Source organism: Bordetella saccharivorans, assembly GCF_045862855.1.
In the GTDB taxonomy this organism is placed as follows: Bacteria; Pseudomonadota; Gammaproteobacteria; order Burkholderiales; family Burkholderiaceae_B; genus Bordetella_A; species Bordetella_A petrii_F.
The window spans coordinates 1,212,171-1,237,090 of sequence record NZ_BAAFZO010000001.1; the positions used below are offsets into that span (position 1 = coordinate 1,212,171).

General features: G+C 67.2%; 22 protein-coding genes. 12 read left to right on the forward strand and 10 right to left on the reverse strand.

Going from position 1 to position 24,920, the window contains the following annotated elements; all coding sequences use genetic code 11:
- The 5 genes from ACKTT0_RS05815 to ACKTT0_RS05835 all read right to left on the reverse strand — a co-directional run bounded on the left by ACKTT0_RS05815 (position 1) and on the right by ACKTT0_RS05835 (position 5,495).
- Positions 1 to 1,155: a fimbrial protein gene (locus tag ACKTT0_RS05815; RefSeq protein ID WP_407848877.1), complete on the reverse strand. Its 1,155-nt coding sequence runs from the start codon at positions 1,153 to 1,155 to the stop codon at positions 1 to 3.
- The gene (locus ACKTT0_RS05820) at positions 1,140 to 3,551 is read right to left on the reverse strand and encodes a fimbria/pilus outer membrane usher protein (RefSeq protein WP_407848879.1); all 2,412 of its coding nucleotides are present in this window, start codon (positions 3,549 to 3,551) and stop codon (positions 1,140 to 1,142) included. Before ACKTT0_RS05820 ends, ACKTT0_RS05815 begins: the two co-directional genes overlap by 16 nt.
- A 101-nt stretch (positions 3,552 to 3,652) precedes the next feature.
- The gene (locus ACKTT0_RS05825; protein ID WP_407848880.1) at positions 3,653 to 4,405 is read right to left on the reverse strand and encodes a fimbrial biogenesis chaperone; all 753 of its coding nucleotides are present in this window, start codon (positions 4,403 to 4,405) and stop codon (positions 3,653 to 3,655) included.
- A gap of 110 nt (positions 4,406 to 4,515) precedes the next feature.
- A complete protein-coding gene (locus tag ACKTT0_RS05830; RefSeq protein WP_407848882.1) occupies positions 4,516 to 5,043 on the reverse strand; it encodes a fimbrial protein in 528 nt (175 codons plus the stop codon).
- Complete coding sequence (locus ACKTT0_RS05835) at positions 5,040 to 5,495, reverse strand: hypothetical protein (protein WP_407848883.1); 456 nt, start codon at positions 5,493 to 5,495, stop codon at positions 5,040 to 5,042. Before ACKTT0_RS05835 ends, ACKTT0_RS05830 begins: the two co-directional genes overlap by 4 nt.
- A gap of 435 nt (positions 5,496 to 5,930) precedes the next feature.
- Here ACKTT0_RS05835 and ACKTT0_RS05840 point away from each other — a divergent pair, with 435 nt between their 5' ends.
- Positions 5,931 to 7,769, forward strand: a complete 1,839-nt coding sequence (locus ACKTT0_RS05840) for an ATP-binding protein (protein ID WP_407848885.1) — start codon at positions 5,931 to 5,933, stop codon at positions 7,767 to 7,769.
- 13 nt (positions 7,770 to 7,782) lie between these two features.
- Here the strand turns inward: ACKTT0_RS05840 and ACKTT0_RS05845 are convergent, their stop codons facing one another.
- The 4 genes from ACKTT0_RS05845 to ACKTT0_RS05860 form a co-directional block, all read right to left on the reverse strand.
- Positions 7,783 to 8,463, reverse strand: a complete 681-nt coding sequence (locus tag ACKTT0_RS05845) for an Hpt domain-containing protein (RefSeq protein ID WP_407848887.1) — start codon at positions 8,461 to 8,463, stop codon at positions 7,783 to 7,785.
- Positions 8,464 to 8,525: 62 nt separating this feature from the next.
- The gene (locus ACKTT0_RS05850) at positions 8,526 to 9,152 is read right to left on the reverse strand and encodes a response regulator (protein ID WP_407848888.1); all 627 of its coding nucleotides are present in this window, start codon (positions 9,150 to 9,152) and stop codon (positions 8,526 to 8,528) included.
- 4 nt (positions 9,153 to 9,156) lie between these two features.
- Positions 9,157 to 10,869, reverse strand: a complete 1,713-nt coding sequence (locus ACKTT0_RS05855) for a PAS domain-containing hybrid sensor histidine kinase/response regulator (protein ID WP_407848890.1) — start codon at positions 10,867 to 10,869, stop codon at positions 9,157 to 9,159.
- A gap of 62 nt (positions 10,870 to 10,931) precedes the next feature.
- Positions 10,932 to 11,834 carry a LysR family transcriptional regulator gene (locus ACKTT0_RS05860; protein ID WP_407848892.1) on the reverse strand — a complete coding sequence of 301 codons (903 nt, stop codon included), beginning with the start codon at positions 11,832 to 11,834 and terminating at the stop codon, positions 10,932 to 10,934.
- 189 nt (positions 11,835 to 12,023) lie between these two features.
- Here ACKTT0_RS05860 and ACKTT0_RS05865 point away from each other — a divergent pair, with 189 nt between their 5' ends.
- From ACKTT0_RS05865 to ACKTT0_RS05880, 4 genes are all read left to right on the forward strand, one after another.
- Positions 12,024 to 12,641 carry a nitroreductase family protein gene (locus ACKTT0_RS05865; protein ID WP_407848894.1) on the forward strand — a complete coding sequence of 206 codons (618 nt, stop codon included), beginning with the start codon at positions 12,024 to 12,026 and terminating at the stop codon, positions 12,639 to 12,641.
- A 12-nt stretch (positions 12,642 to 12,653) separates the two neighbouring features.
- Positions 12,654 to 13,547 (forward strand): EamA family transporter, encoded by an 894-nt coding sequence (locus tag ACKTT0_RS05870; protein WP_407848896.1) that lies wholly within the window; start codon positions 12,654 to 12,656, stop codon positions 13,545 to 13,547.
- 83 nt (positions 13,548 to 13,630) lie between these two features.
- Complete coding sequence (locus ACKTT0_RS05875; protein ID WP_407848898.1) at positions 13,631 to 14,716, forward strand: tartrate dehydrogenase; 1,086 nt, start codon at positions 13,631 to 13,633, stop codon at positions 14,714 to 14,716.
- 167 nt (positions 14,717 to 14,883) lie between these two features.
- On the forward strand, positions 14,884 to 15,873 hold the full coding sequence (locus ACKTT0_RS05880; RefSeq protein ID WP_407848900.1) for a tripartite tricarboxylate transporter substrate binding protein: 990 nt from the start codon (positions 14,884 to 14,886) through the stop codon (positions 15,871 to 15,873).
- Positions 15,874 to 15,891: 18 nt separating this feature from the next.
- Here ACKTT0_RS05880 and ACKTT0_RS05885 read toward each other — a convergent pair whose 3' ends face one another.
- Entirely contained in the window at positions 15,892 to 16,809 is a 918-nt protein-coding gene (locus ACKTT0_RS05885) for a LysR family transcriptional regulator (protein ID WP_407848901.1), read from the reverse strand.
- Between the two features lie 127 nt (positions 16,810 to 16,936).
- On the opposite strand from ACKTT0_RS05885, the gene ACKTT0_RS05890 reads away from it, so the two are divergent.
- The 7 genes from ACKTT0_RS05890 to ACKTT0_RS05920 all read left to right on the forward strand — a co-directional run bounded on the left by ACKTT0_RS05890 (position 16,937) and on the right by ACKTT0_RS05920 (position 24,914).
- Positions 16,937 to 17,446, forward strand: a complete 510-nt coding sequence (locus tag ACKTT0_RS05890; protein ID WP_407848903.1) for a sigma-70 family RNA polymerase sigma factor — start codon at positions 16,937 to 16,939, stop codon at positions 17,444 to 17,446.
- A complete protein-coding gene (locus tag ACKTT0_RS05895) occupies positions 17,425 to 18,402 on the forward strand; it encodes a FecR domain-containing protein (protein ID WP_407848905.1) in 978 nt (325 codons plus the stop codon). The genes ACKTT0_RS05890 and ACKTT0_RS05895 overlap by 22 nt, the downstream gene beginning before the upstream one ends.
- Before the next feature lie 134 nt (positions 18,403 to 18,536).
- A complete protein-coding gene (locus ACKTT0_RS05900; RefSeq protein WP_407848907.1) occupies positions 18,537 to 21,128 on the forward strand; it encodes a TonB-dependent receptor in 2,592 nt (863 codons plus the stop codon).
- Positions 21,129 to 21,198: 70 nt separating this feature from the next.
- The gene (locus ACKTT0_RS05905; RefSeq protein ID WP_407848908.1) at positions 21,199 to 22,251 is read left to right on the forward strand and encodes a hemin-degrading factor; all 1,053 of its coding nucleotides are present in this window, start codon (positions 21,199 to 21,201) and stop codon (positions 22,249 to 22,251) included.
- Between the two features lie 17 nt (positions 22,252 to 22,268).
- Positions 22,269 to 23,138 (forward strand): heme/hemin ABC transporter substrate-binding protein, encoded by an 870-nt coding sequence (locus ACKTT0_RS05910; protein ID WP_407848910.1) that lies wholly within the window; start codon positions 22,269 to 22,271, stop codon positions 23,136 to 23,138.
- A gap of 16 nt (positions 23,139 to 23,154) precedes the next feature.
- Positions 23,155 to 24,126 (forward strand): FecCD family ABC transporter permease, encoded by a 972-nt coding sequence (locus ACKTT0_RS05915; RefSeq protein ID WP_407852382.1) that lies wholly within the window; start codon positions 23,155 to 23,157, stop codon positions 24,124 to 24,126.
- Positions 24,126 to 24,914: a heme ABC transporter ATP-binding protein gene (locus ACKTT0_RS05920; protein WP_407848912.1), complete on the forward strand. Its 789-nt coding sequence runs from the start codon at positions 24,126 to 24,128 to the stop codon at positions 24,912 to 24,914. Before ACKTT0_RS05915 ends, ACKTT0_RS05920 begins: the two co-directional genes overlap by 1 nt.
- The last annotated feature ends 6 nt before the right edge of the window (positions 24,915 to 24,920 follow it).

Below are 24,920 nucleotides of genomic sequence, written 5' to 3' on the forward strand. Positions count from 1 at the left end.
TCAGTTATAGGTGAAGGTCAGGACGGCGCCGGCACGCACTTTGCCGGCGGTCACGGTCGGCTCGACCTGGAGATAGCTGGCGCCGACGCGGAACAACCAGCGGCTGGAAGGCAGCCCTTCGAGCGAAGCGCCCATGCCGTTTTCCACTTCCCCGAAACGCGCGTGGCGATACTGGGCGGTAACCGGGTCTGCCAGCCAAACCTGGATGCCGACGCCGCGCGCGCCCTCGGAGCCCGTTTCCTGGTTGCCCAGCGTGGCTGGATAGCCGGCCACGGGGTTGGCCGGCGTGATCTTGATACTCGGCGACACATCGCTGGGCGAGCTGCAGGCGAGCTCCAGGTTGGCGGTCGTAATACCCGCTCCTTCACCGCGTTGCAGCATGTGTACCGGAAGGCCTGGAAGCTGGACAGTCAAGGCGGCGGTATTGCTGACGCTGCAGGTGGGCGGCGTAATCCGGATGCTTTCCGCCAGGAATACGCGGTACAGCGGTGGGGTGGAAATGGCCCCGCCGCCGGCCAGCGAAGCTCGGCCGAAGATGGAGCCAGCACTGATTGTTCCGGGAACGATCGTATCGCCAGTCGCGATGAAATCGATGCGCGTACGCAAGTTGGTGCCCAGTTGATGAGCACCGTTGAACGGAAACACCATCGCGCCAGCCTGGTACGGGTTGGCGTACTCCACCGGCGCGGGCCGGCTGTCCGTATCGCTGATGTAGTAATAGACGCGGTAGCCGATGCCGGGTACGCCGGTCGCGTACAGATTATTGCCTATCAGCGCGCCGTTGCCGTCGAATCGTTCGATCGTTCCAGCCGGGCAACCATACACCGGCGCCGCTTGTCCCTGAGACCGGGTGTCACCAAGAAACGGAAGCGGCGTCTCCTGCGTCGAAAACAACAGCTCGCCGGCCGTCACGCGCGGCGGCAGGGCAATGGTCGTTTGCTGCGGCCGGGCGGCCACCTGGAAGAGCGTGCTGTTGTATCGGTCGTAAGCCTGCCCGCTGGGCGCCGTGCCGCCAGGATTCTGCTGGCACGCCGCCTGGCCTGACGAACTCCAGGCAAAACCTGCGAGCAGCGCGCATATGCGCCAGGCATACCGCCAGCCCTGGCGAAACCGGTCCGGCAGACCGTAGCCGTGCCTCGTCATGATCCGATGCATTTCACCTCCTTGCCGGTCCGGCCGGCCGCGTCGCCGAGCGTCGACGCATCGATCTCGAAACTGCATTGCCCGGCGCCGGATGCCCCCCATCTCACGGAAAAGCGGCGGGTCCCTTCCAGGCCGGTCAGCCAGACCCTGCCCACCGGGCCGACGATGCCGCGCTGCTCGCCGTCGTCCGCATAGACGATGGCACCGAACGGCAATTCGACACCGGCCGCATCGCGCAGCACGACCAGCACCGTGCGGCCGATTTCGGTGTCGAACTTGGCCACGACGATGGCGCCGCGGGTCGGCACGACGGTCTGCACGGTCTGCTTCAGGTACGCATCGTCGGCCTGGTAGTCGGATGCCAGCGAAATGCGGTTTTCCCGGTACGGATTGGCGTAGGGGATGAGCGCACGCCCCGCGGCATTGGTGCGTACGCCGGGCCGCGCGTCGACCCCCACCCCGGCAGCACCGGGCGCCTCGACGATGATGGCGGTTTCGCCAAGCGACTGGCCGAGCAGCACGCCTTTACCATCCAGCAGTATGGCGCCGCTGAAATCGGCATACGTGTTGGAAGTGTCGCGCGAATAGGCATGGCTGAGGTTGGCCGTCCCCACCGACGACGCGTATCCGATCGCCCCGTATCCCGTGGCGCCGCTATGGCCGTTGTCCCCGCGGCTCGAACCGGCCTGCAAGGCGTAGGTAAGGGAGTAGTCGTCGAGCATGGCGCCGTTGAGGCTGACGCCATGGCTGATCCCGTCGCTGCGGGTCCGGTTCATCGTATAGCTGGCGTTGTGGCTGCCGCCGAGCGGGATGTTGAGGCTCAGCATCACGGTAGACTCGCGCGACTGCCAGGGACTGCGGCTGATTGCATAGTTCAGCGAATAGCCGACCCGGCCGATTGAACTCGAATAGCCGAGCTGCGCATAGGTTGCGTTCCCCGATGGGTTCCGATAGGCAATGCCGTAATAGCTGAGGGATATTGATCCGTAGCGGTCCAGCCGCTGCGACAGTGACAGCTGGTATTCGTGCTGCCGGTCGAAGCCGTGGTGTTCCCGCTTGCCGGCGCGTTCGCGGATCGCGTCGTCCAGGCTGCGATAGCCGCCCGAGTGGTAGCGATAGCTGGCCAGGGTGAAGTCCGTGCCGGTGCCGGGAAAGAACTTGGAATACTGCACCCGCGCTGCGCTGCCAGTCAGGGTATTGCCGTCCGGGCCCCGGGAGCGGGAGCTCGTGACATCGACCGACAACGCGCCCAGCGCCCGCAGGTTCGCGGCCACCCCCAAGGCGCCCGCATGATAGCCGCCTTGGGCGCTGGTCCAGCCGCCATAGCCGGTCAAGCCATAGGGCAACCCATAGGCCAAGTTCACCTGGCCCATCAGCGGACGGCGGGTATCGTAGTTGTGGCGGTGCTCGCCCACCATGGCGCTGTAGTTCCAGATGCCTTCCCGCAACATGGCGGGCAGCGCCGAAAACGGCTGGAAATAGCGGGTGGTCCGGCCGCCCAGCTCCTCGATTTCGACCTCGAGGTCGCCGCCACCTGGCGTGGAATACAGGTCGTCTATCTCGAACGGTCCGGCAGGCACGAAGGTCGTGTAAATGGCATGCCCTTGCTGGCGTACCGTGACCTTGGCATTGCCCGCCGCCACGCCGCGGACCACCGGCGCGTAGCCGCGCTGGCTGTCGGGGAGCATACCGTCGTCGGACTGGATCTGCGCCCCCCGGAAGCGGACCGACGTGAAGACATTCCCCGGCGTGGTGCTGTCCCCCATGCGCAACCGCCCGCGCCATGCGGCAATGTCGCGCTCCATGTAGAGGTCGGTCCAGTCCCAACCGGAATCATAGCCGTTGTCGTAATAGGTTCCGTTGCCGCGCAGTCGCCAGGCGCCCAGGTTCAGCCCGTTCCGGAAGCTGGCGTAGTACGTGTCGTTGGTATGCCGCCCCAGCGTGCTGGAAAAGCTGGACCTGTTATATGACAGCCGATAGGACGACCACAACGCCGTCGTTCCCGGGTCCCACAAGTGGGCTGGCACCACCCCTCGCGCCTTGCGATCCAGGGCCGCTTGGGGAATGGACAGGTTCAGCAAGTTCTTGTCGTGGTCGTACGTCGCCCTGGCGGCGGGAATATGCCCTAGAGTGCGCGCGCAGTCGGCGTCCTGCAGTTGTTCCAGACCTGGAAAAGCCTGGACCTTGACGCCCAGTTCGCGCAACGCCGGTACGGACAGGCACGGCTGTGCGTCTTCGTGCGCGGATCCCTCGACGAATTCGATCTCGCGCATGCCGAGCGTCTGGCCGTTGAGCTGCAGGACGACCGACCGCAGGCCAGGCAGCACCCGGTTGGAAAAGGCAAAGACGGATAAATCCGCTCCCTGCTGATCACGGTTGCGATGCAGGAAGGTTTCATCGAAGATCATGGCGTCTGCCTGCGATTGCCCATGGCTCATGACGGGCAGCGCCAGGCAGAGCGCGGTGGCGATGCCTGCCCCCGCAGGCCCGCCCAGGACACGAACCGGGGTCATCGCGCATGCGCCCCCGCGGTGGTGTCGGAGCCACCCTGCGGTGGCACGGCCACCTGTGGCCAGACCTCGAGCACGCCGTAATCATTGACGACACTCGGCGTCAGGCTGAAGGTCTGTGCCGCCGGACACTTGCCCAGCGGAATGCGGGTGATATCCAGCGGCTTGGCGATGAGCGTGCTGCCGAATCCCGGCGCCTCCCCCGGGATGTCGATGCGAGCGAAATTGACCGTGTAGGCAGATGTATTGTCGATCGACAACGCGCACGCCTGGCCGTTGCGACTCCAGGCCCATTTGAGTTGCGCTTCTCCGCGCGGCATTTTTTGAATGGCGGCGGGACGGTAGAACAGCTTGATCCGGGTGCGAGTGGTCAAGACCAGGTTGTTCGGCCCGGCCTCCTTTTTCTGGGGGATTTCCAGGACATTGACCCAGTAATAGGATTCGCGGTCCCCCGGCAAGCCTTTTTCGGCCACGCGGGTGATGTCCAGCCTGCGTTCCACGCCGCCATCGAAACGGCTCAGCGGCGGGGTGATGAAGAATGGCGTATCCATTTCCTCGGCCTCGCCGTCGATCCAGGCCTGGACGACATAGGAATCGCCCGACAGGTTCTTGGCGAAGACGGAGGCATGCCGCTCACCCTCATTCATGATTACGCGGGTGCTCGAAAGCTGGATGGCGGCTTGCGCAGTACCGCCTGCCATCCCGGTGATCGCGGAGGTGGCCAGCAGCAGATGTCCGATGAGATGTTTCATGGTGGCAATCACACGGTCGGCACGATGGCCTGCCGATATGCCGTTGTGAGTAGACAGAAGGGGACGGGCCGGACGGACTCGTCCGGCCCCTTGGGGCAACGCCAGTGGAACTACGAGTACGTCACCTCGAACACCGCCCGGGCGTTGGCCGGACCGGCGGTGACGGTGCTGTTGATCGCTTCGTAGTACGCCTTGAAGCGCAGGACGTTCGTGCCGTCGACGAGGTTGTACGGGCTCGTCGCCGTGCCGATGGTGATCGGCCCGGCGCTGTCGGCCAGGCCCACGGCCACGCCCTGGGCGCCCGCGCCGTTTTCCAGGCTCAGCAGCCGGCCGTCAACGATGCTGCCGGCGCCGGGCCGGAAGGTGAATGCGGCGGCGCTGGACACCGTCGTGTCGCAGCCGAGCAGGCTGATCTCGAATTCGGTCTCGGGCCCCTTGGAGCCCACGCCGGTAAAGACATTGTTCGAGATGCTGCCCATCGGCACGACCATGTTGGCGCCGAGCTGGCCGCCTCCGATGGAGCAAGCCGACGTGGTGATCTCGCCGACGAACGAGATATTGCCGCTATCGGCGACAGCTGCTCCCGCCATCGTGCCGAGACATCCGGCGACCAGGATACTGAGGACCTTCTTTTTCATGGTTTCGAACCCAAGTAGAACGTTGTAGAAGAAATGCGCGGCCGCTGGCGACTGAAGACCGGGCTACCCGACTTGCCGGACCATCGGCGAGCCACGGATAGCGACAGGAAGACTCCGGAGCCGAGCAGCCAGTTGCCTGGCCAGAAAACGCAGCACCGTATCAACCAGCCTCGCCAGTGGCGATGGTGGCTGACGCCCTTCCGGTATTTGAGGTCTGCCGCCATCCAGCGAACCACGCGGGCCAAACTTCGTGCCAGCGATGGATACCTGAGCATCAGCCGGGAACATGGGTTAGCCCACAGGCGGTAGCCCAGGTAGGTGATCGGTGAAAAGGTTTGCGCGCAATGACTCGCGTCGATGATCCAGTCTTCGAATGAAATCAGGTTCTGACGGCGCAACTCGCTGCACACGATCTTCTGGTCGTAATCGACCCACACCCCCAGTTTTCCCATCAATTAGCCCAGTAAGGTTTATCCGCACAAGACACGGCTTGCATGCCATCGGCCGACGCCGGCAAATGAGAGCAAGTGGCGGTAGTAAACAGCAGGCCCCTCGGCCCAACAAGTTCAAACTACTCGCCTTTTGGACTTGCTCAATGGCGTGGATCAATAGGAAATTTCCTACATCCCCATGGGACCCTTCTGGCTTCCTCGACACAATGGTCATGCGTAGTTTCCCTGGATGCCTTGCGCCCCGGGAACAGGACGTCGGTGCATGTATTGAATGCAACCAAAGCGCGGTTGCCAGCCGGGAGGGCAGACTAGGGATGCTTCCGTCCTATTCTTTGACCCTTTTCTTTTCCATGGCATCTGCAATGCGTAATGTCCCAGGCACTGCGGCGCCGCCAGGAAACCAGAGCCGCCGTGCCATGAAGCGAGCCATAGGTAGTGACCATTCCGTATCCCGCATCGATCTCGGCCCAACGATCCCTGCACGCGCATATCGGGCAGAACCGCTGCTTCGCGGCCGCCGCCGTTATTTTTCCGCCCATGCCGACGGCGGAGGCGCCACCAGTGTTACCGGCAATGGAGAGCCAACCCTGGTGGCTGTCCCCGCCCGTCCCGGTGCTCCTCCTGGCGTTGCTGGCAGTCCTGATATGCGTCCTGATCCTGATGTCCGGCGCCCTGCGCCGGGAACGGCGTTCGGTGCGGTCGTTGAAAGTGCTGATGAAGATGCAACTCGCCGTGCTGGACGCCATACCCATGCCGGTCTATCTGCGCGATCGGCGCCTGAATCTCACCGTATGCAACAGCAAATACATGTCGGCGTGCGGAAGGCCGCGCACCGCGCTGCGGAATACGTCGCTCGACATCAGCGCCAGAGCCCTTGGGGCCAGCCCCTCGGATATCGCAGCCCTCCACCGCGACTATCTTCGGGTCATGGAATCCGACGAACCGCTCATCCAGGATCGCACTCTCACTACCCAGGAGGAGAAAACAGTCTTGCGGCACTGGATCGCTCCATTGCATGACGCGTCGGCCGGCGTGGCGGGCATCGTCGGAGGATGGATCGACGTCACCGATCGCCACCGCGCGCTGGCCGACCTGGCCGAGGCGCGCGACCGGGCGGAAGCCGCCAACCGTGCCAAATCCACCTTCCTTGCATCGGTCAGCCACGATATCCGCACGCCCATGAATGCCATCATGGGCATGCTGGAGCTGACCCTGCTGCAAACCGGCCTGCCCGCGCATGCGCGCCAGCAGCTCGAAATGGCGCTGCAGTCGGCCCGCTCCCTGCTGTCGTTGATCGGCGACCTGCTCGACCTGTCCAAGATGGAGGCAGGCAAGTTCCAGCTGCAGCCGTGCCCTACATCGCTGCACGAGGTCGTGCATGAAGTCGCGGGCGTGTTTGCCCCGGTGGCGCACAGCAATGGGGTCGTACTGGAGGCCATGGTCGCGCCATCCGTGGCACCGTCGCATCTGGTTGACCCCCTGCGCCTCAAGCAGGTGCTCAACAACGTCGTTTCGAATGCCGTGCGCTTCACCAGGCAGGGCCATATCCGGCTCGAGGTGAAAGCCACGCCGGAGAAAAAGGGGCACCAGTGGGTCGAGTTCACGGTCAGCGATACAGGCATCGGCATCTCGCGCAAGACCATGCCAGCCTTGTTCGAACCCTTCGTCCAGGAACACCCCGAGATCGGCGATCACGGCGTGGGGCTGGGACTGTCGATCTGCAAGCGCCTGGTCGACAAGATGGAAGGCGTCATACGCATCGAAAGCAAGTTTGGACACGGCACGCGGGTCGTGACGCGGCTTCCCTTGCGGGTGGTTCCGGATACCGTCCCTCACGCAGCCGGGCCATCGGCGCACGACGGACCGGACCGGGATACCGGCCAGGATGACCTGCCCATCTTGGTGGTGGACGACCAGCCGTCCAATCGCCTGCTGATCCAGTTCCAGTTACGCAAGCTCGGATACAAGGTCGTGTGCGCCGAGGATGGCCTGCAGGCGCTGGCCGTCGTCGCGAAACAGCCCTTTCAGTTGGTGATCTGCGATTGCGCCATGCCGGAAATGGATGGCTTTGCGTTCACCCGGGCCCTGCGCGCCCAGCCTGGCGCCAATGCCGCCATTCCGGTGCTGGCATACACGGCTGGCGCACAGGAAGCGGACGTACAGCGAGCGTTGGCGGCCGGCATGAATGCCGTGCTGATCAAGCCAGTCAGCATGGCCGACCTGCAGGCGGCGCTGCATGCCCATTTGCCGCGCCCCGGGCCCGACCGGCGCTAGGCACACGCCCAGGTCATTTCAACGCCGCCAGCGCTGCCAGCACGCGCTCGACCGCTGGCACGTAAATGGCATGCAGGGCTCGCAGGGTTTCCCCCTGCCCCTGTGCCGCCAGGGCCTCGATGCGTTGGCTAAGCCGCGCCAGCGAGGCCGTTCCCGCCATATGCGCGGTGCCCTTGATGCGATGGGCACGCGCGCGAGCTTCTTCCCAATGCTGGTCGGCACAAGCTTGCTGGAAACCAAGCAGGTCGGCCGAGGTGGTGTCCATGAGGCTAGCGACGAGCTGGGAGATGATCGCGGTGTCGCCCTCTACCAACCCGCTGATGTGCCGGCCGATGGCCGGGCATTCGCCGGGCAACGGCAGCAAGTAACCCGAATTGGCCAGCGCGGCGGCAATGGCACGCTCAGTGATGGGTTCGCGCAGGGTCCCTCCGATGTACGCAAGATTGTCCGGGGCACTGCCGACAACAAATTGAATTGCATCGGACAACCCGGCGTTTCCCCATTGAGCCGCCGTGGGAGGCGGATCCCCCGGCGCCAGGCGGACAATAGCGACGGCATATGCCAGCGGGTCTTTCGGCACATCGTCGAGGCTGGCGGCTTGGCGCACGGCAAGGCTCAGCCAGGAAAGCGCATCAGCCAGGCCGCTGTCAGCGGCCCAGCCGGTGATTCGCGAAATAACCAGGGCATTATGCATAAGTAGTTGAATATCGGGCGGGGGATTCGACTCCAGCGATCGGCGAATAGCGCCACGGGGATTCAGCGGGCGGCATCCCGCTTTCGGGCAAAGTCAACCAGTTCCACGAGCGACCTGACGCCGAGCTTGTCCATGAGTCGGGTCTTGTAGGTGCTGACAGTCTTGTTGCTGATGTAGAGCGCGTCTGCTATCTCTTTGTTGGACATTCCGCGCACGAGCATCTGCATGACGATCAGTTCCTTGTTGGACAACCCGTCAAGCGTACCAGCCCCGGCGGCCTTTCCCGCGCCGCGCTGCGATCTGCCGATATCGGGAAAAATGGTGTAGCCCGCCATGACCGCCTCTACGGCGCGGACGATTTCGGGCATCTCCTGGGCCTTGCTGATGTAACCCTGCCCGCCTGCCGCCTTGACACGCGGCGCGAAGACGCTGGGATCCTGCCCTGAAATGACCAGGATGCGAACATCGGGCTGCAGCGATTTCATGCGCGGGATGGCGTCCAGGCCGTTCATCCTCGGCAGGTCGATGTCGAGAATGACCAAGCCAGGGGCATGCTGACGCACCGCCTGAATGGCATCCTGGCCATTGCCGGCCTCGAGGATGCCAGTCACGCCGAGTATCTGCGACAGGTGCTGCCTCAGCACCAGCCGCAGGGAAGGATGGTCGTCGACGATGAGTATGGTGGTCACGAAATCAGTTTATCCATTTTTCGATGCACCGCCGCAAGGCCGCGGCGGTGACGGGCTTGGTCAGGTAGTCGTCGATATCTGCATCGCGGCAACGCTGCATCTCGTCGGCGCCAAGGTGGGCGGTCAACATGATGATGGGCAAGCGACGCCCGCTGTTGGCCTCCCGGGCACGCACACGATGGGCGAGCTCGCAGCCATCCATGCCGGCCATGTGCAGGTCGGTGAACAACATGGCGTAGGACTGGTCGGCCAACGCGGCCAGTGCCTGGGCGCCGCCGGCAGCGGCATCGCATTCGAACCCCGCCTTGGCCGCCAGTTGGCGCAGGATGATGCGATAGGGCTCGTGATCGTCAACCATCAGGATACGCCTGCGGGCGGCGGCAGCCTGGCCCGGAGGTTCCGGCAGCATCGTGGCGGTAATGGGCCCCGGTGGTCGAGCCGCCTTGCCGGCCGGCATCGCGGCCACCGTGAACGGCAGGCGCACTTCGAATGTACTGCCTCTACCAAGCGTGCTGTTGAACCGTATGGTGCCCCCCAGCAATTCAGCCAGTTGCCGGCAGACTGCCAAGCCCAGCCCGCTACCCCCGTATTGCCGGGCAATCGACACGTCGGCCTGCGTAAAGGGCTGGAACAACTGGCTCTGGGCCGATTCGGCGATACCGACACCGGTATCGCTCACTGACAGGACGATCCATTGCTGGCCGCCATTGGCGGGCGAACCCGGCCTGACGGAAACCTCGATACTGCCCCGGGCCGTGAACTTGACCGCATTGCCGACCAGATTGAGGGCAATCTGTTTGATCCGGACGGGATCGCCAAGCAGCCAGGGCGCGACCCGACTATCGATATCAAGGGAAAGTTCGAGCTGTTTGCGGCGCACCTGGGCGTCGAATACCCGCAGCACCTCTTCAAGCAGGACAGACAGTTGAAACGGCACGGATTCCGGCTTGGCGTTGCCCGCTTCCAGCCGGGAAAAATCGAGGATATCGCCGATGATTTCCATCAGCAGGCGGGCAGCGTTGTCCGCCTGCTCAAATTGGCTGCGCTGGAATGGCGCCAGCGCGGTATCACGCAAGAGATCCAGCGCGCCGATCAGCGTGGCCAGCGGGGTACGGATTTCGTGGCTCATGGCCGCGAGGAAACGTGCCTTGGCCGCGGCGCTGGCTTCGGCCTCGGATTTGGCCTGGGCCAGCGCCCGCGCCTGTTCGTGCTCGGCAGTGACATCGACCCAATAACCTTTCCAGCCGACCGAGCCATCGGCATTTTGCTCGGGTCGCCCCGTACCCAGGCGGACCCAGCCGGCCCCTTCGTCGCGGCGGATGCGTACATCGATCAGGATAGGACTGGAATTGGCGGTGGATCGTTCGATAGCCTGGTCGATCGCGGGCCGGTCGTCGCCGAAGACGCGCTCGTGCCAGCGCGCGCCATTGGCCATGATCTCCTCGGCGCGGGGGCCTATGAACGCTTCTGTGCGACCGGTGACATAGGGAAAAAACTGGCGGCCCTGGGCATCCCGCCGCAAATGGAATAGCGCCACTGGCATGGCCTGGGTAATGCTGTCGATAGCATGCTGGATTTCGAAAGCGTGGGTCTGCAGCGCGGCATGTTCACGGCGCCGTTTCGAGCGATCGAGCAGCAGCGCCAGCACGGTGGCCAGCGCGATGGGAACGAACAACGCGAGTATGACCGTCCAGGCGGCCTGGGCTGGGCTGGCCATCGTCAAGCCTCCCAAAGCGTCGTATGGGCGCGGATGAGAGTAGCGTACAACGATGGGCCGGCTCAGCATATAGCGGGATGTTGCGCGAGTTCCTCGACGATGAAATCGACGAAGGCGCGCACCTTGGCAGCCACATGCCGGCGCGAGGGATATACCGCGTAAATGTAGGTGCCGACCATGGACCAATCGTCGAGCACGGTCCGCAGCCGGCCCTCGGCCAGGTCTTGCCGCACATAAGTGAGAGGGATCAGGCTGACGCCAAAGCCGGCCCGCAGCGCATCGCGCACGGCAAGGCTGGAATTGACGCGATAACGGCCCCTGATGGCGATCCGTACGCTTTGCCCGGCACGCTCGAACACCCATTCGTCCGCATGGCCGGAGAGGCTGAAGCGGATGCAGTTGTGTGTCTGCAGCTCTTCTGGAGCAGCAGGCACGCCATGCTGTTCGAAATACGATGGAGCGCCGCACAGCACGTGGGACAACAACGTGAGCCGGCGCGCAACCAGGCTGGAGTCCTCCAGGCGGTCGCTGCCGCGAATTGCCAGGTCAAAGCCTTCCCGGACAATATCGACGCGACGATCGTCCAGATGCAGATCCAGTGATAAATCAGGATAGGCCTGCAAGAAGCGCGGAATGGCCTCGGACAGCCCGATGAGGGTCAACGACATGGGCGCGCTGACACGCAGCACGCCACTGGGCCGGGTCTGCATGGGCCCCAGCGAGCGGCCGGCTTCATCGAGGTCGTCGAGGATACGGACGATCTGGTCGTAATACAGGGCGCCGGCCTCGGTGAGGCTCATGCGGCGGGTAGTTCGATTGAGCAGCCGCACCTGCAGATGGGCCTCGAGTTCGCCGACATTCTTGCTGACGGCCGCCGGTGACAGCCCTAATTGCCGCGCAGCCTGGGCAAAGCTGGCCAGTTCGACTACCCGGCGAAAGACTCGCAGTGCAGTGAGATGATCCATATATTATTCACCATTAGTGAATGGTGTATGAACGAAATAGCCAATTATCAATTATAGGTAGGTCAATTAGCCTTGTATGAGGGCGTCCAGAAAAAGGACTCAATCCTTTTTGTTGCATTGCCGGAAGCACTCTGCACATTGTTGCGGGCCGGCCGGGACGTTCTTGCCACTTGAAGGAGTACAAGGCTGATGGACAATCCCCTTATCACCGCCATCGAACAAAGGATGTCGGCCAATTTCTTCGATTCCGCATACCAAATTCCGGTGTCACTGATCGAACAGCTTGTCGGGCTGGCCACCCGCGCTCCCTCGGCCTTCAACCTGCAAAATTGGCGCTTCATCGCCGTACATTCAGCCGCGGCTAAAGCGCGCCTCTGCGCGCTGGCCTGGGGTCAGCAAAAAGTGCGCGATGCCGCCGCCACCTTCATTGTCGTAGGCGCCTTGGCACGACACGACGTACTCGCGGAACGACTGCAGCCTTCCATCGATGCCGGGCTGATGCCAACCCGAATGGCCCGCGCCTGGATGCAGGCGGCCCGCGAACTCTATGAAGGCTCGCCCCAACAGCAGCGCGACGAAGCCGTGCGCAGCGCTACGTTGGGCGCGGCGACGCTGATGCTGGCGGTCCAGGCGCTGGACCTGGCATCGTGCCCGATGAGCGGCTTCGACTCCGCCGGCGTGGCCAAGGAGTTCGACCTTGCCCCCAACGAACTGCCGATAATGCTGGTGGCCGTGGGCCGCCCCTCTGCCGGCAACTGGCCACAGAAACCCCGCCGGCCGCTCGCCCAAGTTCTGCAAATTGCCTGATAAGGGAAGATAATGAGCCGCAGCGCCGATATCCTGGCCACCGCCCTCGCGCCCGCCATCTGGGGCAGCACCTACGTCATCACCACGGGGCTCCTGCCGGCGGGCTATCCATTGACTGTCGCCATGCTGCGCGCCCTGCCCGCCGGCCTGCTGCTGTTGCTGTGGGCGCGCCGGCTGCCGCGGGGAGCATGGTGGCTGCGGGCGACCCTGCTGGGAACGCTCAACTTCTCGATCTTCTGGGCCATGCTGTTCGTCACCGCGTACCGCCTGCCGGGCGGCGTGGCCGCCACGCTGGGATCGATCCAGACGCTCATCGTCATCGTGCTGGCCAGGGCGCTGCTGGGCACGCCGATACGCGCGCTGTCGGTCGCCGCGGCCCTGGCCGGCATGGGCGGCGTGGCGCTGCTGGTGCTGACGCCCGAGGCGGCGCTGGACCCCATCGGCATTGCCGCCGGCCTGGTGGGCGCGGTGGCGATGGCGCTGGGCACGGTGCTGAGCCGCCGCTGGCAGCCGCCAGTGCCGCCGCTGGCGTTCGCGGCCTGGCAATTGGTGGCGGGCGGGCTGGTGCTGGCGCCGTTTGCCTGGTGGCTGGAGCCCGCGCTGCCGGCGTTGACGATGGCGCACCTGAGCGGCTTTGCGTACCTGGCGGTGATCGGCGGCGCATTCACGTACGCGCTGTGGTTCCGCGGACTGGCCCGGCTCGGGCCCACGGTGGTGGCGTCGCTGGGTTTCCTGAGCCCGCTGACCGCGGTGATGCTGGGCTGGGGCGTGCTGGGCGAACGCCTGAATGGATGGCAGATCGCCGGCATGGCCATCGTGATCGGCAGCGTGTGGCTGGTGCAGCGAGTCCAGCAAGGCGGCGCGGAGCGGCCCGCCACCGTTAACCTGAAGTTGAAAAAGCTTTGAATCGCGCGGCGCCCGGCGCGGCGCCGCGCTGGGTACAGTGCCCGACAATGAGCCGGCGGCTGGCGCCGGCGGGAGTCAGGCACATGAAGACATACCGCATCGCGACCATCCCGGGCGACGGCATCGGCAAGGAAGTCATCCCGGCGGGCCGCCAGGCCATGCAGGCGCTGGCCGAGGCCGACGGCTCCTTCGCGTTCGAGTTCCGCGATTTCGACTGGGGCGGCGACTACTACCGCCGCCATGGCGTAATGATGCCCGCCGACGGGCTGGACCTGCTGCGCGGCCAGGATGCGATCCTGTTCGGCTCGGCGGGCGATCCGGAAATTCCCGACCACGTCACGCTGTGGGGGCTGCGGCTGAAAATCTGCCAGGGCCTGGACCAGTACGCCAATGTGCGGCCGACGCGCATCCTGCCCGGCATCGACGCGCCGCTCAAGCGCTGCGGACCTGGCGACCTGGACTGGGTGATCGTGCGCGAGAACTCTGAGGGCGAGTATTCCGGCGTGGGCGGCCGCGTGCACCAGGGGCTGCCGATCGAGGCCGCCACCGATGTGTCGATGATGACCCGCGCCGGGGTCGAGCGCATACTGCGTTTCGCCTTCCGGCTGGCGCAGTCGCGGCCGCGCAGGCGCCTCACGGTGGTGACGAAGTCGAACGCGCAGCGTCACGCCATGGTGATGTGGGACGAGATCGCGCTGGAAATCAGCCGCGAGTTCCCCGATGTGGTGTGGGACAAGGAATTGGTCGACGCGGCCACGGCGCGCATGGTCAACCGGCCGGCCTCGCTGGACACCATCGTGGCCACCAACCTGCACGCCGACATCCTGAGCGACCTGGCGGCCGCGCTGGCCGGCAGCCTCGGCATCGCGCCCACCGGCAACATCGACCCGGAGCGCCGCTTCCCGTCGATGTTCGAGCCCATCCACGGTTCCGCGTTCGACATCATGGGCAAGGGGCTGGCCAACCCGATCGGCACCTTCTGGTCGGTGGTGATGCTGCTGGAGCACCTGGGCGAAGCGGCGGCCGCCGCCCGCATGATGCAGGCCGTGGAACGCGCCACCGCCGACCCCGCGCTGCATACCGGCGACCTGGGCGGCCGGGCGACGACGGCGCAGGTGACGGACGCGGTCTGCCGCTACCTGCGCGAGAGCGCGCCCGTGGCGGCGTAGTGCAGATACTCCCTCCCGTGCCTGACACCGGAGGAGTTGACGGCGGTATCCGACACCGGAGGAGTTAATCAAGGTGTCTGACACCCCGTGGGTGTCAGACACCTGCCGCGGGGAGTCGGAAACCGTCCAACCGCAGCAAGACTACCCGACAAGAAAGAGGAGACATCATGCAGAAGAAACAACCGAGCGGCATGCGCCGCCTGCTGGCCGGCGCGCTGTGCGCGGCGGGGCTGGCCCTGGCGGCCGGCGCGGGCGCGCAGACATATCCGAGCCGGCCCATCAACCTGGTGGTGCCGTTCCCGGCCGGCGGAACGACCGACGTGCTGGCGCGCGCACTGGGACAGGAACTGGCCAGGAGCCTGGGGCAACCCGTGGTGGTCGAGAACAAGCCCGGGGCCGGCGCCACGCTGGGTGCGGACTACGTGGCCAAGGCGCCCGCGGATGGCTACGTACTGCTGATGGGCGCGGTGCACCACACCATTGCCACCAGCGTGTACCGCGGCCTGCAGTATGACTTCCAGAAGGATTTCACGCCCGTCACCACCGTGGCGCTGGTGCCCAATATCCTGGTGGTGAACCCACGCGTGCCGGCGCAGAATGTACAGGAACTGCTGGCGCTGGCGCGCCAGGAACCGGGCAAGCTGACCTTCGGCTCGAATGGCATGGGCACCGGCCAGCACCTGATCGGCGCGCAATTCCAGGACATGGGCGGCGTGAAACTGCTGCATGTGCCGTACAAGGGCAGCGGGCCGCTGACCACCGACCTGCTGGGCGGGCAGATCGACATGTCGTTCGACACCATCACGCCGGTGCTGGCGCACGTGAAATCCGGCAAGCTGCGCGCCTTGGCGGTGACCACCGACCAGCGTTCGGCGGCGCTGCCCGACGTGCCCACGCTGCAGGAGGCCGGCCTGCAGGGCTTCAACATGGGCACCTGGTTCGGCGTGCTGGCGCCCGCCGCCACGCCGCCGGACGTGGTGGCGCACCTGAACGCGGAGATGGTGAAGATCATCAAGTCGCCCGGGTTCGGCCAGCGCATGGCCGAGATCGGCGCCGTGCCGATCGGCGACAGCAGCGCGCACATGGCGCAGCAGATCCAGGAGGACACCGAGCGCTATGCCCGGCTGGTCAAACAGGCCAACGTGGCGGTCAACTGAACGGCCGCGCGCCGGCGGCTACCAGGCGGCGGTCTCGCCGCCCTGCCGCCGGTCGCGGAAATAGTCGACCAGGAAATCGATGAACACGCGCACCTTGGCCGAGAGATGATTGCGCTCGGGAAACACGGCGTGGATATCGGCGGGCGGCAAGGCGTAGTCCTCCAGCAGCAGTTCCAGGCGGCCGGAGCGCAGGTAGCGCGCCAGGTCCCACTCGGCGCGCTGCAGGATGCCCAGCCCGGCCAGCCCCCAGGTCAGCGTGACCTCGCCGTCGTTGCTGCTGAGATGGCCGCGCACCTTGATGGTCTCGCTGTGGCCGTCCTTCATGAAGCGCCATAGCCCGTAGGTGTCCTCGTTCTGCCGCAGCACGATGCACTGGTGGCGCGCCAGGTCCTGCGGCGTCCGCGGACGGCCATGGACCTTCAGGTAGTCGGGCGACGCGCACACCAGGCGGCGGTTCGGCGCGATCTGCCGGGCGATCAGGCGCGAGCCGGGAATGTCGCCGAAGCGGATCGCCACGTCGAACGCGTCCTGCACGACGTCGACCGGCGCGTCGGTGAGTTCCAGTTGCACCCCGACATCCGGATAGCGGCGCGCGAACAAGGCCACCGCCGGGGCAATATAGCTGCGGCCGAACCCGAGCGGCGCGTTGACCTTGAGCAGCCCGCGCGGCTGCCCCTGGCGGCTGGCGATGAGCTGGTCCAGGTGCTCGATGTCGCTGAGTATGCGGCGGGCGTTGTCCAGGTACAGCTCGCCCTCGGCGGTCAGGCTGATGCGGCGCGTATTGCGATTGAGCAGGCGCACGCCCAGGCGGTCCTCGATCTGCGCCAGGCGCTTGCTGACCGCCGCGGTGGTCACGCCCATTTCGCGCGCGGCCGCCGAAAAGCTGCCGGCGCGCACGAGTTCGACCAGCAACTGCAGTTCTTGGGACTGGCCCATGGCATTCGGCGTTGTGCGGGGATGGCGGCCATAGTAGCGCAGGGGCACGCGCGTAACCGGAGTTTGCATCTGCGCGCGGATTATTTAGAATGAGAGTGGTTTTCATTTTCATTGCGTGACCTGTGCCATGTCGACCTCCCTGCCCGCGCCGCATGACGCCGTCCACGGCCTCTATCGTGATCACCATGGCTGGCTGGACGGCTGGCTGAGGCACAAGCTGGGCAATGCCTGCGATGCCGCCGACCTGATGCACGATACCTTCGTGCGGGTACTGCGTCATCGGGCGGAACTGGCCACGGTGCGCGAACCCCGCGCCTACCTGACCACCATCGCCAAGCGCCTGCTGTCGAACCACTATCGGCGCCGCTCGCTGGAACGCGCCTACCTGGAAGCGCTGGCGGCCCTGCCCGAGCCGCAGGTGCCGTCGCCGGAGCAGCGGCTGCTGATCCTGGAAGCCCTGCACCAGATCGACGCGCTGTTGCACGCCTTGTCGCCGCGCGTGCGCCAGGCCTTCCTGCTGGCGCAACTGGAGCGGCTGGCGTACGACGAGATCGCGCGGCGGCTGGGCGTATCGGTGCGCACCGTGCAGCGCTACATCGTGCAAGGCTACGAGCAGTGCATACTGGCGGCGCCATAGAATCCGGCGGCGAGCCGCCGCTGGACCGCGAGGTCGCGCGCGAAGCGGCGCGCTGGCTGATGCGGCTGGAGTCGGGCCAGGCCAGCGCGGCCGATGTGCGCGCCTGCGATTGCTGGCGCGCCCGCAGCGCCGAGAACGAGCGGGCCTGGCAGCGCGCGCAGGCGGTCAGCCGCGCGCTGAGGCTCATTCCGCCGGCCTTGGGCATGGCGACGCTGGGCCGGCCCCCCGCCAAGGGGCGGCGCGCCACGCTGAAGACACTGGTGGCCTTGATGATGGCGCCGGCGGCCTGGAGCGCCTGGCAAGCGGCGCCGGCGTCCTGGCGCGCCGATCATCGCAGCGCGGCCGGACAAAGGCGCGACTTGCCGCTGGCCGACGGCTCGCGGCTGGTGTTGAACACCGCCACCGCGGTGGACGTGGATTTCAGCGCGACCGCGCATGCCGTGTGGCTGCGCGAAGGCGAGATCTACGTCGAAGCCGCCGGGCCGGACCTGCCGCTGCAGGTGCTCACCCGCCTCGGCTCGGTATCCGCGCATGCTGCCCGCTTCGCATTGCGGCTGCAGGCGCACCGCTGCCAGGTGGAAGTGACGACGGGCCAGGTGGAGCTGCGGCCGGCGCGGGCCGACACGCGCCCCGTATCGCTGCGCGCCGCCCAACAGGCGGAATTCGACGCCAGCACGGTCTATCCATGGCGCAGCGCCGATCCGCGCGGCCCCGCCTGGCTGCGCGGCCTGCTGCACGCCGACGCCATGCGGCTGGACGCCTTCGCCGCCGAGCTGGACCGCTATCGTCCCGGCGTGGTGCGCTGCGACCCGGCAGTGGCGGCGCTGCGCATTTCAGGCACGTTCCAGCTGGACAACACCGATGGCGTGTTGCAGGCGCTGCCCGCCCTGCTGCCGGTGCGGGTGCGCTACGTGACTCCATACTGGGTCGCGCTGGGGCCCGCGGACGAGGCATGAACCGATGCAGACGGCCGTCAAGAAAATAAACAAAAAATGCACGCCGGCGTGTCCGGTCCGGCCGCGATGCGGGTCATGGAGGGTAGAGGCAACCCATTGCCGGTTGCCGTTGAACCTGCTCTCCAAGGTATCTCATGGCCCCTTTGCATGCTTCCTCGTTCTTCCACATGCCGCCGCGCCCGCGCCGCACCGCGCTGGCTGGCGCCCTGCTCGCCCTGGGCCTGGCCGGCGGCCTGGCAACGGCAGCCGGCCAGGCCCGGGCGCAGGCGGCGGCGGAGACGCCGCAGCGCGGCTACCAGGTGCCGGCGGGCGACCTGGGCGAAGCCCTGGCGCGCTTTGCCGACCAGGCGGGAGTGACGGTGCTGTTCCAGCCTGAAGCGGTGCGCGGACGCCGCAGCGCCGGCCTGCAAGGCGCTTATGCGGTGGATGAGGCGTTGCGGCGCCTGCTGGACGGCACCGGCCTGGTGGCCCGCGAGCGCGGCGCCAATGCATTCGTGCTGCTGCCGCAGGAAGCTGCCGTGACCCAGCTAGCGCCGGTCACCGTCCAGGCCGATGCGCCGCGCCTTGAACCCGCCTGGGCGCGCGCCACGACGCGGCAGGACCTGGATGCGATGCAGGTGCGCGACTGGAGCGACCTGGGCAAGCGCCTGGATGCGGGCGTGGGCTTCAACCGGCGGAACAACAGCATCAATATCCGCGGGCTGGACGGCGACCGGGTGGCCACGCGCATCGACGGCATCCGGCTGCCGTGGCTGGACGACGGCGCGCGCGGCGTGAAGGGCGGCTTGAATGCGGTGGACTTCAATGCCCTGTCGCGCCTGGACATCGTCCGGGGCGCCGACTCCGCTTCGGCCGGGTCCGGCGCGCTGGGCGGGGCGGCCGAGCTGCACACCCTCGATCCGGACGACCTGCTGCGCGACGGGCGCGACTTCGGCGCGCTGGTCAAGGGCGATTACGATTCCGCCGATACCAGCCGCGCCGCCAACGCCGCACTGGCCGGACGGCTGCCGTCCGATACCGCCTGGCTGCTGCAGGCCGGCGTGCGCAAGGGCCACGCGCTGGACAACCGGGGCGATCATGGCGGCTATGGTCCGCAACGCGACCGCCCCGACCCGGAGCACTATACCCAGCGCAACGTGCTGCTGAAGCTGCAGCAGCGCCTGGACGGCGGGCACCGCGTCGGCCTGACGGGCGAGTACTTCGATTTCGATTCCGACAGCGACAGCAAATACGAGCAAGGCCCGGGCACCAGCTACCTGGAGGGAGAGAACACGGCCAGCGAGAAAATCCGCCGCGAGCGAGTGTCGCTCGACTACGAGTACCGCGCGCCGCATGCCGGCGCGCCGGTCGACAGCGCCCGCGCGGTGCTGTACTGGCAGCGCCTGCGGCTGGACAAGGGGCTCGATGGCGTGCGCCGGGTGGACTCGCGCGCCTTCATCATTCCGGGCGATCCGATGCGCTACGGCTACCCCAACGGTCCCTATGGCCGCGACAACTCCATCCAGGAGACACTGTTCGGTGTGAACGGCGAGGCCACCCGGCGCATCGACGGAGCGGTGTCGCAACTGTGGACGCTGGGCGCGGAATGGGTGGGCAACCGCACGGAGCAATATTCGGACGGCTATGACAACTGCCCCGCACTGCCGCCCGGCCTGCCCGCGCGGTTCGGCCCGCGCGCTTGCGACATGCTGCACAGCAACCAGGCCGACATGCCGCGCGTCAAGGGCAGCCAGTGGGCCGCGTGGGTGCAGAACGAGATCGGCTTTGCCGACGGACGCTACACGCTGACACCCGCGCTGCGCTACGACCACTACGAGCAGAAGCCGCAGTCCACCGCCGGCTATGCCAGCAATCCCAATGCCGACGGGCTGCCGCCGTCATCGAGCGGCGGGCGTTTTTCGCCGCGCCTGCTGGGCGCCTGGAAGGCGCGCGACCAAGTGACCCTGTACGCGCAGTATGCCTACGGCTACAAGGCGCCCACCGCCACCGAGCTATACACCAACTACGGCGGCCCGGGCACTTACCTGCGCGTGGGCAACCCGGACCTGAAGCCGGAGACGAGCCGCGGCTGGGAACTGGGCGCGCGCCTGGGCGACGAGCAGTTGGGCGGTGCGCTGTCGCTGTTCGATACCCGCTACCAGGACTTCATCGACAAGCAGGTGCCGCTGGCGCCCGGCTCGCCGCAGTGGCAGGACAGCTGGACCGGCCAGTATCCGCTGGGCGTCACCGGCGCGGTCAACCGCGCGCGCGTGCGCATCTACGGCGCGGAGGCCTCGGCCCACTGGCGCTTCGCGCCGGGCTGGCGCGCCTGGGGTTCGCTGGCGTGGACGGTGGGCCGGGACCAGGACACGGACCAATACCTGAACTCGGTGCCGCCGTTCAAGGCCATCCTGGGCCTGGGCTACGAACGCGAGCAGTGGGGCGTGGACGCCGTGTTGACCGCAGCGGCGCGCCGCAACAAGGTCGAGTATCCGGATGCCGCAGCGGAAGCGCCCAACCCGGATTTCCGCGCTCCCGGCTACGGCGTGATGGACCTGATGGCGTACTGGAAGCCCGCCGCGGTGCGGGGGCTGCAAGTGCGCGCCGGCGTCTTCAACCTGTTCGACAAGAAGTACTGGGAAGCCATCAACGTGCCCACCGCCGGCGCGGTGGCGCTGCCACGTCCGGTAGACTGGTACACCGAGCCTGGCCGCAGCGTGCGCATTTCATTAATCTATCAATACTGACCCACGGGCCGGCACGCCGCGGCCCGGTGCCAGCACCGTCCGCCGCGCCCGGACACAGGAGAGCAACCTCATGAGCAATGCAAGCTACGACGAACTGGCCGCGCAACTGCGGGCGCGCAACGATGCCCTGGCCGCCGCCCAGCCCGGCCAGCGGGCCCGCAACCTGGCCCAGGCGCTGGGCGTATCCGAGGCGCAATGGGTGGCCGCGCAATGCGGCGGGCTGCGCGCCACGGCGCTCACGCGCGCGGACTCGCCGCAGCAGGTCTTCCGCGAACTGGGCACGCTCGGCGAAGTCATGGCGCTGACCCGCAACGACTGGTGTGTGCACGAGCGCCACGGCCGTTATGAATCGATCCAGGCCGAAGGCCCGGTGGGCCTGGTGCTGGGCCCGGACATCGACTTGCGCGTGTTCTTCGGCGGCTGGGACACGGCCTGGGCGGTCGAGCAGGACGGCCGCCACAGCCTGCAGTTCTTCGACCGCGCCGGCGTGGCGGTGCACAAGGTGTACCGCACCGATGCGACCGACGCGGCCGCCTACGAAGCGCTGGTGGCGCGCTACGCGGGCGAGCCCGCCTGGCCCGAGACGCGTCCCTACCCACCCGGCGACGAAGCCGGCACGGTGGCCGACCCCCAAGCCCTGCGCGACGCCTGGCTGGCAATGCAGGACACGCACGAGTTCTTTCCCATGCTGCGCAAGTTCAAGGTGTCGCGGCTGGCGGCGCTGGAAGCCGCCGGCATCGACCTGGCGCAGCGCGTCGAGGCCGACGCGGCCGAGCGCATGCTGCTGGCGGCCGCGGACTCGGAACTGTCCATCATGTGCTTCGTGGGCAACCGCGGCATGATCCAGATCCACACCGGGCCGGTCATGAACCTGCGCCGCACCGGGCCATGGTTCAATGTGCTGGATCCGAAATTCAACCTGCACCTGAATACCCAGGCCATCGTGTCGGCATGGGTCGTCAGCAAGCCGACCAGCGATGGCTGGATCACCTCGCTGGAACTGTACGCCGCCAGCGGCGACCTGATCGCGCAATTCTTCGGCGAGCGCAAGCCCGGCAAGCCCGAGCTGGCCGGCTGGCGCCGCCTGCTGGCCAGCCTGTGCGCGCAGCCGCTGGCCGCATGACGATGCAAAGGAGCACCATGGCGGCACGATTGCTGCAAGGACTGCTGGCCCTGCTGGCGGCCGCCTGCGCGGCCTGGCCGGCGCGGGCGGAGCCCGCCGCGCGCGTGGTGGCGCTGGGCGGCACGGTCACCGAGATCGTCTATGCGCTCGGCCAGGGGGACCGCCTGGCGGGCAGCGACCTGTCCAGCCTGTACCCGGAAGCGGCCACCCGGCTGCCGCGCGTGGGCTATTACCGGGCGGTGCCGGTCGAGGGCGTGCTGGCCCTGCGCCCCGACCTGGTGCTGGCCTCGGACCAGGCCGGCCCGCCCGCCGCGCTGGCGCGCCTGCGCGAAGTGGGCGTGCGCGTGGCCGTGGTGTCCGACCAGCCTTCGGTGCAATCGCTCGACGAGCGCATCCGCCAGATCGCGCACGCGCTGGACGTGCCGGAACGCGGCGAGCAACTGGCCGCGTCGGTGGCCGCCGCCCTGGCCGAGGCGCGCGTCCTGCCGGCCTCGCAGGCGCGCGCGGTGCTGATCATGAACCGCACCGGCACGCCGCTGGGCGCCGGCAGCGATACGGCCGCGTCGCTGGTGCTGGAATTGTCGGGGCTGGTCAACGTGCTGGCCGGCCAGCAAGGCTACAAGCCCTTGTCGGCCGAAGCCCTGAGCGCCCTGGCGCCGCAGGTGATCGTGGTGCCGCGCATGTCGCTCGAAGCGGCCGGCGGCATGGACAAGCTGCGCGCCATGCCGGGCGTGGCCAACACGCCCGCGGCGGCCAACGGCTGCATCGTCGTCATGGACGACCTGCTGGCGCTGGGCACCGGGCCGCGCCTGCCGCAAGCCATCCGCACCTTGAAGGAGACCGATTGTGTCGCTCGCCAGGGCCGCCAGCGCCATACGGCCCGCTAGGCGATCCAGGCCCGCCGTGCTGGCCGGCCTGGGTGCGGCGGCGCTGCTGGTGGCGCTGCTGGCGGCCCTCAGTGGCGCCGTGCAGATCCCCCTGGCCGACGCATTGCGCGTGCTGGCCGGCGCCGGCACCCAGCCGGACGATACGCTATGGCGCAACGTCCTGCTCGACATCCGCCTGCCGCGCGTGGCGTTCGCCATGCTGGCCGGCGCGGCGCTGGCCATCGCCGGCGCGGCCATGCAGGCGCTGTTTCGCAACCCGCTCGCGGAGCCCGGCCTGGTGGGCATCTCGGCCGGCGGCGCGCTGGGCGCGGTGAGCGCCATCGTGATGACCGCCGGCGGTTTCGCCGTGACCGCGCCGGCCGCCTTCGCCGGCAGCCTGCTGGCCACCGCCGCCGCGTATTCGGTGGGCCGCCGCGTGCCCGGCGTGGCGGGCCTGCTGCTGGCGGGCATCGCCATCAATACCGTGGCCGGCAGCCTGATCGGCCTGTTGACCTACATGGCCACCGACGCGCAACTGCGCGACCTGACCTTCTGGAGCATGGGCAGCCTGGCGGGCGCGAGCTGGCCGCTGCTGGCCTTCCTGGCTCCCTGGATCTTGCTGTGGTCGGCCTGGCTGATGCGCCAATGGCGCGCCATGAACGCGCTGCTGCTGGGCGAGCGCGAAGCGCAGCACCTGGGCTTCGCGCTGGTCACGGTGCGCTACAAGCTGGTGCTGGCCACGGCCCTGATCGTCGGCCCGCTGGTGGCGGCCACCGGCGGCATCGGCTTCGTCGGGCTGGTGGTACCGCACCTGGTGCGCATGACGCTCGGCGCGGACCATCGCTGGCTGTTGCCGGCGTCGATGCTGGCGGGCGCGCTGGCGCTGACGCTGGCCGACTGGCTGGCCCGCATCGTGGTGATACCGGCCGAGCTGCCGATCGGGCTGGTCACCAGCCTGGTGGGCGGGCCGTTCTTCTTGTGGCTATTGGCGCGGGGGCGCAGATTCTGATGAGCTTGCGAGCCCATGACCTGATCCTGTCGCGCGGCGGCAGCCGCATTCTTTCGAACGTATCGCTCGAGATCGAACCGGGCCGCGTGCTGGGGCTGCTGGGCGCCAACGGCGCGGGCAAGTCCACCCTGCTGGCCGCGCTGGCCGGCGAACTGCGCGCGGACAGCGGCGGCATCTGGTTGAACGGCACGCCGCTGGCCGGCCTGCCGCTGCGCCGCCAGGCGCGCCACCGTGCCGTGCTGCCGCAGAAGCCATCGCTGAGCTTCGACCTGGGCGTACATGAAGTAGTCGCCATGGGCGCCTACCCTTTCCCCGAGCTGGACCCGGTGGAAGTCGACAAGCTGGTGGGCTCCGCCCTGACGCTGGCCGGCGTGCCGCACCTGGCGGCGCGCCGCTACCCTGAGCTGTCCGGCGGCGAGCAGCAACGCGTGCAGTTCGCGCGCATATTGGCCCAGTGCCAGGCGCTGCGCGAACCCGGCACGCCCCGCTACCTGCTGCTGGACGAACCGATTTCCAGCCTGGACCCCAAGCACCAGATGGCGCTGTTGCGCACCACCGCGCAACTGGCGCACACCCAGGGCGTCGGCGTGCTGGTCATCGTGCACGACGTCAACCTGGCGGCGCGCTGGTGCGACCGCCTGGTGCTGCTGGGCGCGGGCGCCGTCGTGGCCGACGGCACGCCGCAGGCCGTGCTGACGCCGGCCCACCTGCGCGCGGTATACGACATCGAAGCCGACGTGCTGCCGCATCCCACCCTGCCGGGCCGGCTGCTGGTGCTGCCGCATTAGGCCATG